The following is a 10,973-nucleotide window of genomic DNA, read 5'->3' on the forward strand; positions in this document are numbered from 1 at the left end:
GCATGGTCAGCCTCGATATCGACGCCGATGCCGTGGTGACGCTGCGCTTCATGCCGCCCTACCAGCCGGCGGACGAGCGCGCCTATCTCGACGCGCTCCACCGCATCGGAGAGCGGGAGGAGCCCTATACGCTGCTGACGATCTTCGGCGGCGGGCGGGCGCTCTCGCAAGCCGGCGAGCGTGAGCAGGCGCTCTGGTTCAAGGCGACGCGGGAGCGGGTCTCGCGCTTCTGCCGCGCCTGCGCCATCGTACGCCCCGACGCCAGCGAGAAGACGGCCGAGGTGTTCCGCCGGCTCTGGCCCTTCCCGATCGTCGCCGAGCGCGAAGAGGCGGCCGGCCGCGCCTTCCTGCTCGGCCATTACAGCGGAACGAGGTCATGAGCAGCGCGACGGAGCCGGTTCGGGTGCAGGCCACGGCCGCGCCAATGCAGCGTTACCGGCTCTTCGCCGTGCTGGGCGGGCTCTATCTCGCGCAGGCGATCCCGTCCTATCTCTTCGTCGCGGCACTGCCGCCGATCATGCGCGAGCTCGGCGTCTCGCGCACCGCGATCGGCGCGATGAGCATCCTGCTGCTGCCGCTGGTGATCAAGTTCCTCTGGGCGCCCTGGGTCGACCGCATCCGCCCCTTCGCGCGGGCGCATCGCGCCGGCTGGGTCTTCATCACCCAGAGCCTGACGATCCTCGCCATCCTCGCGCTGATCACGGTCGGGCCGACGCAGGTCAACGCCATCATCGCGATCGGCTTCGTCGCCTCGCTGCTGATCTCGACGCAGGACATCGCGACCGACGGTTATGCCGCGAAATACCTGCCGGAAGCGGACCGCGCCATCGGCAACGCCATCCAGGGCGGCTCGGTCGCCTTCGGCGTCGTCTTCGGCGGCACACTCGGCCTCGTGCTCTACCATCATATCGGCTGGACGGGGATGCTGGTGACCATCGCCGCGATCTCCCTGCTGCCGCTGGTCGCGGCGGCGATGATGCGGGAGGACGATCCGGTGCCGGGCGCCACGACCGCGCCCCGTCCCTCGATCCGCGCCTTCCTGAAGCGGCCGGAAGCGCGGCAGATCCTCTGGATCGCCCTGACCTATCGGGCCAGCGAAGGCTTGGTGAAGGCGATGGAGGGCGCCTATCTCGTCGATGCGGGCATTCCGCTCGACCAGATCGGCTATCTCTCCGGTCTGTCGGCCACCACGGCGGGGCTCGCCGGCTCGGCGATTGCCGCCTGGATGGTGAAGCGGCAGGGCCTTTCCTTCGTGCTCGCCCTGCTCGGCGGCCTGCGGACGCTGTGCTTCGCGCTGTTCACCGCCCATGCGCTCGGCGCCGTCGTCGGGGTATGGCCGCTTTTCGGCGCCGCCGGCTTCCAGACGCTGATCCGCTACATGGAGATCGTCGCGCTCTATTCGCTGTTCATGGCGGTGACGACCTCGGAACAGCCCGGCACCGATTTCACCATCCTCGCCTGCGCCCAATTGCTGGTCTATCTCGCCGGCTCGATGCTGGCCGGCAAGCTCGCCGATGTGATGGGCTACGGCTTCCTGTTCGGGCTCGCAACCGCGATCTCGGCCATTGCCGTGATCGCGACGATCAGGATGCTGGCGCAGGCCAGGATCATGCGCCCGGCCGCAGAAACCGCCTGAGGCGACAGGCCATGGCGGAGAGCCTCTCGGCACGCTAGCCTCGTTGGCATGTGGGGGATTCTCCAAGCCTATTGGCCGCATATCCTCGGCGTCATCTCGATCGTGATGGCGAGCATCGCCAGCGCGCATGCCGTGATGACGAAGGACGAGGTGCGCGCAGCGATCGGATGGGTCGGCGTCATCATCCTGTCGCCGATCATCGGGCCGCTGATCTATGCCATCGCCGGCGTGAACCGCATCCGCCGCGCCACGATCCTGGCGCAGCGCCCCGGCCACGGCACGGCCGCGACCCATTTCCACGCCAGCGACGACGACATCGCGACGCGGTTCGGCCGACGCTTCACCGCCCTCAGGACATTGGGCGATCGTGTTGCCCGCCACCCGCTGACGACTGGCAACAGCATCGAAACGCTGCGCACCGGCGACGAGGCCTATGGAGCGATGCTCGCGGCCATCGAGGGTGCAGGGCGCAGCATCATCCTCGAAAGCTACATCTTCGACCGCGACCCGATCGGCCTGCGCATCGCCGACGCGCTGATCGCCGCCCATCGGCGCGGCGTCGCGGTGCGGGTGCTGATCGATGCGGTCGGCGCGCGCTATTCGGTGCCGAGCATCGCCGGGCATCTGCGCGAGGGCGGCGTCGCGGTCGACGTGTTCAACGGCAACATCATCATGGGTCTGCGGCTGCCCTACGCCAATCTGCGGACGCACCGGAAGATCATCGTCGTCGACGGCGCCACCGCCTTCATGGGCGGGATGAACATCCGCCAGGGCTTCACCCGCGAATTCGCCGGCGATGCCTACGCCCACGACACGCATTTCAGGCTGACCGGTCCCGTCGTCGCCAATCTCTTCGCCATCGCTGCGGAAGACTGGTCCTTTGCCGCCGGCGAAATCCTGGAAGGCCCGGCCTGGGACATTACGCCTGCGGCTGCGGGCGAAACCTCCGTGCTGATGCGGGCCGTGCCATCGGGCCCGGACTCCTATCTGGAGACCAATCACAAGCTGTTGATGGGGGCGCTGTCGGTGGCGCGCCGCTCGGTCCGGATCATGTCGCCCTATTTCCTGCCGGACCAAGAGCTGATCAGCGCGATCGTCACCGCGGCGAGACGCGGCGTGGACATCGACATCGTCGTTCCCTCCGTCAACAATCTGGTGCTGGTCGACCGGGCCATGACCGCGCAGTTCGACCAGATCCTCAAGAGCTACTGCCGGATCTGGCGCTCGACCGGGGCGTTCGACCACTCCAAGCTCTTCGTCATCGACGGCAGCTGGGCCTATGTCGGCTCTTCCAACCTCGATCCCCGCTCGCTCAGGCTGAACTTCGAGATCGACATCGAGGTGCTCGACCATGATTTCGCCGGCGCGATCGACAGCCGCATCGAGGCGGTGATGGCGGAGGCGACGCCGGTCGAGCTTGCCGCCCTGCGCGCCCGGCCCTATGTCATGCGTCTGATGGACAGGCTGATCTGGCTCGGCTCTCCCTACCTTTGAGCCGCCACGGTCACATCCCTGACGCGATGGATACCCAGGCTTCGACCCCGTTCGATTCGAATGGGTCCGGAGCCTCAACCGGCAGAGCGATGCAGAAGAAGAGCCCGAGCCTGCGCGCCAGCATCATCGCCTCGCTCCGCCAGCGGAAGAGCCGGCCCGATGCGACCGGGCCTGGCGAACGGCCGGCTGGCACGTTGGTCGCGTCCTACAACGTCCATAAATGCGTCGGCGTCGACGGCCGTTTCGATCCCGGCCGGATCGCGCAGGTGATCCGCGAGATCGCGCCCGACGTCATTGCGCTGCAGGAGGCCGACAAGCGCTTCGGCGCCCGCCACGGCCTGCTCGATCTCGCCCGGCTCAAGGAGGAGACGGGCCTCGTCCCGGTCCCGATCGAAAGCGCCAATGCGGCGGCGCATGGCTGGCACGGCAATGTCGTGCTGTTCCGGCAGGGGCTGATACGCGACGTCCACCAGGTCGCGCTGCCCGGCCTCGAGCCGCGCGGCGCGCTCGTCGTCGACATCGACCTGGAGAGCGGCACCGAGCTGCGGATCGTCGCCGCCCATCTCGGCCTGCTGCGCCGCTCGCGCTCCCAGCAGGCGCGCATGCTCATCGAGATCATGAGAAGCCGCGACGAGCGCCCCACGCTGCTGCTCGGCGACCTCAACGAATGGCGGCTCGGCGAGCGCTCGGCCCTGAAGGAATTCGGCCCGGCCTTCGGCACGCTGCCGATGCCGGTGCCGAGCTTTCCATCGGGCATGCCGCTGCTGGCTCTCGACCGGATCATCGCCAACCGCCCCGAAATCCTCTCGGACGTCGCCGTCCACGACACGCCGCTCGCCCGCATCGCTTCCGACCACCTGCCGATCAAGGCCTTCGTCGATCCCGCCCTTGCCGGGCTTTCCATATCCGGCACGGAATTCGAAACTGTGGGGGTAGAGCATGCCGGCAGCAGCATCGGTTTCCGCAACGGCGAGGCACGGCATACCCCCGATGCTCCCCTGCTGATCCCCGGCCTTCCGGATGGCAGCGAGCGCAGCAACCGGGAGCTCGTTCGCAAAGCCGGCGCGCGGTTGAGGCGCGCCGTGAAGCGGACATTGCGGCGGCCGGATACTCCGCCTCGCTAAGGCCTTCTCAGCAGCCTCCGGGCGTCGCGTCATGGCGCACATGCATTGCGACGCTGGCCACATCCGACAAAGCCTGCTTTCTGGCGTCGTAGCTGCCAGATGGCTTGGAATCATATGCCGGATGCCTTGGCCGAGCGCCCGAGCGCGCCGCAACTCTTCCTGATCTTCGCGCGGATCGGGCTGACCAGCTTTGGCGGCGGCCTCAGCGGCTGGCTGCTGCGGGAATTCGTGCAGCGGCGCCGGCTGATGAGCGAGGAGGATTTCCTCAACGGCCTCTCGATCGCGCAGGCCCTGCCCGGCGTCAACGTCACCAACATGGCGATCTGGATCGGCTACAAGCTCGGTGGGCGCAACGGGGCGATCGCCTGCTGGCTCGGCATCGTCGTGCCCGCCGCCTTCGTCATCGTGCTGATCGGCGCCGTCTTCTCCGCGCTCGGTGGCTACGACCTCACCCATGTCGCGCTGGACGGCGCAGCCTCGGCGGCGATCGGGCTCTCGCTGGCCATGGGGCTGACTGCGGCGCGGCGCGTGCCGCGCCGAGCCTTCCCGCTCGCGATCATGGCCGCGACCTTCGTGGCCGTCGCCGTCCTGCAATGGCCGCTGCTCTGGACCGTGCTCGGCGCCGGCTCGCTCAGCGTCGCCGTGACGTATTACGGGAGCTGAGCGCCGGATGCCGACCTTGCCGCTCAGCATCCTGCTGGTCTTCCTGCCGCTCTCACTGGTGACGATCGGCGGCGGCCAGAGCGCCATCGCCGACATGCATCGCCAGATCGTCGACGTGCATCACTGGATGAGCGCCTCGCAATTCGTCGACGCCTTCGCGATCGCGCGGCTTGCGCCAGGGCCGGGCTCGCTGCTGGCGACGCTGATCGGCTGGCAGATCGCCGGCTTCTGGGGTGCGCTCGCCGCGACGGTCGGCATCTTCGGTCCGACGGCCTTCCTGATCTACGGCGTCGCCCATATCTGGTCGCGCTATGAAGGCGCCCGGCTGCTGCGTGCATTGGAAAAGGGGCTGCGCCCCGTCGCGGCCGGCACGATCCTCGCCGCCAGCTACGTCCTCATCCAGTCGCTCGACAGCGGCTGGATCGGGCGCGGCATCGCACTCGTCTCGACCGCGCTGCTGATGCTGACACCGGTCAACCCTTTGCTGCTGATCGCCGGTGGCGCCGGCAGCTTCATCGGGCTGCATATGCTGGCCTTGATCTGAGCAGGCCTTGATCCGAGCACCCGGCCGGCAGGCTCACGACCATCGCCTCCGGCGCTTCGGAAAATTTGCCCGCCTCCTGCCGCTTCAGTATCCCTGTTGTCGACAAGAGGTGTGCGATGAAGACGATGACGGTCACCGGCGCTGTGACGGAACGCAAGCGCGGCTCCGGGGTGAAGCTCGTCTACGACCTGCTGCGCGATGAAATCCTCGATCTGGTGCTGCCGCCGGGCAGTCCGATCGACGAGGTGCAGCTCGCCGAGCGTTTCAAGATGTCGCGCACCCCCATCCGCGAGGCGCTGGTGCGGCTCGCGAGCGAAGGGCTGATCGTCACCCTGCCCAATCGCTCGACGATGGTGTCGAACCTCGACTTCCTGAACCTGTCGCCCTTCTTCGACGCGCTGATGCTGATGTACCGGGTGACGACGCAGCTCGCCGCCCAGAACCATCGCCCGGAGGATCTGGACGCGATCCGGGTGAGGCAGGCGGAGTTCGCCGCGGCCGTGAAGGCGCAGGACGCGCTGGCGATGATCGCCACGAACGCAGCCTTCCATTCGGCGATCGCCGATGCCGGCCGCAACAGTTATTTCAACAGCCTCTTCAGCCGCCTGCTCGACGAAGGGCGGCGGTTCCTGCGGCTCTACTACCAATCCTATGACGACCGGCTCCCGCAGCAATTCGTCGACGAGCATGAGGCGATGATCGCCGCGATCCTGGCGCGCGACACCGTGGCGGCCGAGCGCCTCGGCAAGGCTCACGCCGACCAGATCGTCCAGCAAATCCAGAAGCTCATGATCGGTGACGAGCGGCTGGAGATCGCCCTCTGAAAATCCAGGTCCAATCTTGTCGACAAATAATATGCAATGTGCGATAGAGATTTCGAGGAGAGACGGAGCCGTCTGGTCGGCCCGGCCTCTCACGCCACCCGCGAAGCCAGCAGGAGAGCGAGATGAAGGCCAAGATTTTCTCCGGCGTAGTCCCCGCCTTGATGACGCCATGCAAGGCAGATCGGAGCCCTGACTTCGACGCGCTCGTGCGCAAGGCGAAGGACCTGATCGCCGATGGCATGTCGGCGGTGGTCTATTGCGGTTCGATGGGTGATTGGCCCCTGCTCACCGATGCGCAGCGGATGGAGGGCGTCGAGCGGCTGGCAAAGGCCGGCATCCCGGTCATCGTCGGGACCGGCGCGGTCAACACCGCCTCTGCCGCGGCTCTCGCCGCCCATGCGCAGAAGGTCGGGGCCAAGGGCCTGATGGTGATCCCGCGTGTCCTGTCGCGCGGCACCGTCGTTCTCGCCCAGAAGGCCCACTTCAAGGCGATCCTGTCGGCTGCGCCCGATCTGCCGGCCGTGATCTACAACAGCCCCTATTACGGCTTCGCGACGCGTGCGGATCTTTTCTTTGCGCTACGCGCCGAGCACCCGAACCTGATCGGCTTCAAGGAGTTCGGCGGCCCGACCGACATGCGCTACGCCGCCGAGAACATCACCAGCCGCGATGACGATGTGTCGCTGATGATTGGCGTCGATACCGCCGTGTTCCATGGCTACGTCAACTGCGGCGCGACGGGCGCGATCACCGGCATCGGCAATGTGCTTCCGAAAGAGGTGATCCATCTGTGCAAGCTGTCGCAGGCGGCGGCCGCGGGTGATGCCGAGGCACGCCAGCGCGCGCTCGAACTGGAGCAGGCGCTCGCCATCCTCTCCTCCTTCGACGAAGGCCCCGACCTCGTCCTCTACTTCAAGCACCTGATGGTGCTGAAGGGAGACAAGGAATACACGCTGCACTTCAACGAGACCGACGCGCTGACCGAGAGCCAGCGCGGCTATGCCGAGGCGCAGTTCAAGCTGTTCAACAGCTGGTATGCCGCCTGGACCAAGCAGCCCGGCGCCGTCCAGAAATACGCCGCCTGAGGGCCATGCGCCGCTTGCGCTTTCCTTGAAGACGAGTCGGGCGCTCTGTAAGCCCGACTTCTTTGCGGCATTCCCCCCAGCGCTTCTGAGGGAACGGACCCATGGCGAGCTACACCTTCTCCTGCCTCGACGGACACACCTGCGGAAACCCCGTCCGGCTCGTCTCGGGCGGCGGGCCGCGGCTGGAAGGCGCCGATATGCTGGAGAAGCGCGCGCATTTCCTGCGCGAGTTCGACTGGATCCGCACCGGCCTGATGTTCGAGCCGCGCGGGCACGACATGATGTCCGGCTCGATCCTCTATCCGCCGACCCGGCCTGATTGCGACGTCGCCGTGCTCTTCATCGAGACTTCGGGCTGCCTGCCGATGTGCGGCCACGGCACCATCGGCACGATCACCATGGGCATCGAGAACGGCCTGATCACACCGCGCGAGCCGGGCAAGCTCTCCATCGACGCGCCGGCCGGCAAGGTCGACATCACCTATCGCCAGGAAGGCCGTTTCGTCGAAGAGGTCCGCCTGACGAACGTGCCGGGCTTCCTCCATGCCGAGGGCCTGACGGCGGAGGTCGAAGGCCTGGGAGAGATCGTGGTCGACGTCGCCTATGGCGGCAATTTCTATGCGATCGTCGAGCCGCAGAAGAACTTCCGCGACATGGCCGATCACACTGCCGGCCAGCTCGTCGGCTGGTCGCCCAAGCTGCGCGCGGCGCTCAACGCGAAATACGAATTCGTCCACCCTGAACACCCGCAGATCACGGGTCTCAGCCATATCCAGTGGACGGGACAGCCGACGAAGCCGGAGGCTCACGCCCGTAACGCGGTATTCTACGGCGAGAAGGCGATCGACCGCTCGCCCTGCGGCACCGGCACATCGGCGCGGATGGCGCAGCTCGCGGCCAAGGGCAAGCTCAAGGTCGGCGACGAGTTCGTCCATGAATCCATCATCGGCTCGCTGTTCAAGGGGCGTGTCGAGGCGGCGACCACCGTCGCCAACCGCGAGGCGATCATCCCCTCCATCGCCGGCTGGGCGCGGATGACCGGCATCAACACGATCTTCATCGACGACCGCGACCCCTTCGCGCACGGCTTCGTCGTGATCTAGAGCGCGCTGCTTTTGCACGGAACCACGCCGTCATCCCGGGCTTGACCCGGGATCCATGCCGGAGCGCTTCCGGTCGAGGTTCAGGCATGGATCCCGGCTCTCCGCTTCGCTCCGGCCGGGATGACCCGCGTTTCCTCGAAAATGCAGCAGGCTCTAGAGGCTGACAGGAAGGAGCGTCGCCTCCCTTTTGGAGCCGGCGTTATTTGACCGAGCCTAAAATTGGGTATTGCGGGACGCCTGTAGCGCCCGGCGCCCCGACCCCTCAGGTGCTTTTCGGTTGCTCGAACCGCAGCCAGCGGCGCTCGGCCGAAGAGGCAACCGCGCATTCGATGAAGCGGACGCCGCGCGCGCCGTCGATCACCGTCGGGTAGTCCGCATCGAGCGGGTCGGCGTCCCGCCCGGCTTCGCGAGCGCGGATATCGGCGAAGACGCCGCGATAGATGTTGGCGAAGGCCTCGATGAAGCCCTCCGGATGCCCCGGCGGTATCCGGCCGGCCCGGCGCGCCGCTTCGCAGAGCCAGGGTGTCCCGCGTGTCAGGATCTGCATCGGCCCGTCCTGGCGATGATGGACGAGCCGGTTCGGCTCTTCCTGCCGCCATTCGAGCGTCCCGAGTTCGCCGGACACGCGCAGGCGCAGGTCGTTCTCAAGCCCGGCATTGATCTGCGAGGCGACGAGCACGCCTCGTGCTCCGCCGACGAAGCGCAGGAGGATGCTGGCATCGTCGTCGAGGGCTCGGCCGGGAACCAGCGAGCCGAGATCGGCAACGAGCTCCTCGATCGCGAGACCGGTCACGCTCGCGACGAGATTTTCGGCGTGCGAGCCGATATCGCCCAGCGCGCCGGCGATGCCGCTGCGGGCGGGATCGGTGCGCCAGCTCGCCTGCTTGTTGCCGGTCGTTTCCAGCGCACTGGCGAGCCAGCCCTGATTGTATTCGACCACGATCTTGCGGATGGCGCCGAGCGCCCCCGAACGCACCATCTCGCGCGCCTGCCGGATCATCGGGTAGCCGGTGTAATTGTAGGTGACGCCGAAGACGCCACCCTTCTCCCTCACTGCCGCGACCAGCGCATCGGCCTGGGCGCTCCTATGGACCAACGGCTTGTCGCAGACCACGTTGAAGCCTGCCTCCGCGAAGGCCAGCGCAACGGGATAATGCGTGTCCGTCGGGGTGACGATCACGACAGCGTCGACATGCTCCGCGGCTGGTCGCTTCAACTCGGCTTCGAGCAGCGCCTGCCAGCTCGGATGGTTGTGCGCGTCGGGCAGGCCCAGCGCGCGACCGGATTCCAATGCACGCTCCGGCGTCGACGACAGGGCGCCCGCCGCCAGTTCGGCCAACCCGTCCAATGCGATGGCGTGGCGGTGGACCGCGCCGATGAAGGCGTCCTTGCCGCCCCCGATCATCGCGTAACGCAGCCTGCGTCCGTTTGCTTCGCTCATGGTCGTTCCGTTCATCGTGGCGGCCGCCAGTGCGGCGGCCGCCTTGTCTCAGGCCCGTCCTCAGAACGGCGAGTCGGGGTGGTAGAAGTTCTTGGCGTTGGCCTTGTCGATCAGCACCGAGGGGATGATGGTCGTGGCCGGCAGCTTCTCGCCCTTGAGGCGCGCCTCCGCCGTCAGCTGGATCGCGTCATAGATGAATTTCGGCGAATAGCTGACATTGGCCTGGATGCGAGGGTCCTTGCCGTCGAGGATCAGCTTGACCATGTCCTTGGCGCCGGCGCCGCCGAAGATGACCTTGATGTCCTTGCGTCCGGCCTGGTCGATGGCACGAATGGCACCGAAGGCCATGTCGTCATCCGCCGCCCAGAACGCGTCGATGTCCTTGAAGCGCGTCAGGAAATCCTGCGTGACCTTGTAGGCGTCGTCGCGATTCCAGTTGGCGTATTTGGCGTCGAGCACCTTGATGTCGGGATGGGCCTTGAGCACGCCGTTGAAGGCGTCCATGCGCTCGTTGTCGAGCGTGGTGGGGATGCCGCGCAGCGCCACGACATTGCCCTTCCCGTTCAGCGTCTTGGCGATGTATTCGGCCGGAATCTTGCCGAAGGCGGTGTTGTCGCCGGCGACATAGGCGTCCTGGGCCGAGGTGTCGGTCAGGCCGCGATCGACCACGGTCACATAGGCGCCCTTGGCCTTCACATTGGCGACGGGCCGGGTCAGCGCCGCCGACTCGAAGGGGAAGACGACGAGCGCGTTGATCTTGTTGACCGTGCTCAAATCCTGGAGCTGGTTGGCCTGCTCGGTGGCGTTGGCGGCGGTGCGGATCGTGATCTTGAGGTCCTTGTGCTTGGCCTCGAGATCCTTCTTCGCCTGGTTCGCCCAATAGTTGATGCCGCCCATGAAGCTGTGCGTCGCGGCGGGGATGGAGACGCCGAGATTGACGGGCTCGGCGGCGGCACTTGTCGCCGCGAAGGCGAGGCCCGCTGCGGTGGCAAGCATGAGGCTGCGTCTGGTCTGCATGGACATCGCTTCTCTCCCTTTTTTGGCTCGCCCAGGGTCCAA

The 10,973-nt window shown here is 66.8% G+C and carries 10 protein-coding genes and 1 pseudogene; 9 read left to right on the forward strand and 2 right to left on the reverse strand.

Annotated elements, in window-relative coordinates:
* The first annotated feature begins 2 nt into the window (after positions 1 to 2).
* From AC2FAN_RS03075 to AC2FAN_RS03115, 9 genes and pseudogenes are all read left to right on the forward strand, one after another.
* Positions 3 to 380, forward strand: coding sequence for a hypothetical protein (locus tag AC2FAN_RS03075; protein WP_265052928.1), 378 nt, complete (start codon positions 3 to 5; stop codon positions 378 to 380).
* Complete coding sequence (locus tag AC2FAN_RS03080; protein ID WP_485172674.1) at positions 377 to 1,636, forward strand: MFS transporter; 1,260 nt, start codon at positions 377 to 379, stop codon at positions 1,634 to 1,636. Before AC2FAN_RS03075 ends, AC2FAN_RS03080 begins: the two co-directional genes overlap by 4 nt.
* A gap of 48 nt (positions 1,637 to 1,684) precedes the next feature.
* A complete protein-coding gene (locus AC2FAN_RS03085) occupies positions 1,685 to 3,130 on the forward strand; it encodes a phospholipase D-like domain-containing protein (RefSeq protein WP_485172675.1) in 1,446 nt (481 codons plus the stop codon).
* Between the two features lie 89 nt (positions 3,131 to 3,219).
* Positions 3,220 to 4,026 (forward strand): annotated as a pseudogene (locus tag AC2FAN_RS03090) (endonuclease/exonuclease/phosphatase family protein); the annotation flags it as partial.
* A gap of 327 nt (positions 4,027 to 4,353) precedes the next feature.
* Entirely contained in the window at positions 4,354 to 4,917 is a 564-nt protein-coding gene (locus tag AC2FAN_RS03095; RefSeq protein ID WP_265052925.1) for a chromate transporter, read from the forward strand.
* 7 nt (positions 4,918 to 4,924) lie between these two features.
* A complete protein-coding gene (locus tag AC2FAN_RS03100) occupies positions 4,925 to 5,461 on the forward strand; it encodes a chromate transporter (RefSeq protein WP_485172676.1) in 537 nt (178 codons plus the stop codon).
* 116 nt (positions 5,462 to 5,577) lie between these two features.
* Complete coding sequence (locus tag AC2FAN_RS03105) at positions 5,578 to 6,285, forward strand: GntR family transcriptional regulator (RefSeq protein ID WP_485172677.1); 708 nt, start codon at positions 5,578 to 5,580, stop codon at positions 6,283 to 6,285.
* 122 nt (positions 6,286 to 6,407) lie between these two features.
* Positions 6,408 to 7,370, forward strand: coding sequence for a dihydrodipicolinate synthase family protein (locus AC2FAN_RS03110; protein ID WP_485172678.1), 963 nt, complete (start codon positions 6,408 to 6,410; stop codon positions 7,368 to 7,370).
* A 101-nt stretch (positions 7,371 to 7,471) separates the two neighbouring features.
* Positions 7,472 to 8,473 (forward strand): 4-hydroxyproline epimerase, encoded by a 1,002-nt coding sequence (locus AC2FAN_RS03115; RefSeq protein ID WP_485172679.1) that lies wholly within the window; start codon positions 7,472 to 7,474, stop codon positions 8,471 to 8,473.
* 262 nt (positions 8,474 to 8,735) lie between these two features.
* Here AC2FAN_RS03115 and AC2FAN_RS03120 read toward each other — a convergent pair whose 3' ends face one another.
* Together AC2FAN_RS03120 and AC2FAN_RS03125 are read right to left on the reverse strand one after the other, a co-directional pair.
* Positions 8,736 to 9,914: a Gfo/Idh/MocA family protein gene (locus tag AC2FAN_RS03120; RefSeq protein ID WP_485172680.1), complete on the reverse strand. Its 1,179-nt coding sequence runs from the start codon at positions 9,912 to 9,914 to the stop codon at positions 8,736 to 8,738.
* A gap of 60 nt (positions 9,915 to 9,974) precedes the next feature.
* A complete protein-coding gene (locus AC2FAN_RS03125; RefSeq protein ID WP_485172681.1) occupies positions 9,975 to 10,937 on the reverse strand; it encodes a substrate-binding domain-containing protein in 963 nt (320 codons plus the stop codon).
* Positions 10,938 to 10,973: the final 36 nt, after the last annotated feature.

The organism is Allobosea sp. RIT-PG3_2, from assembly GCF_057321085.1.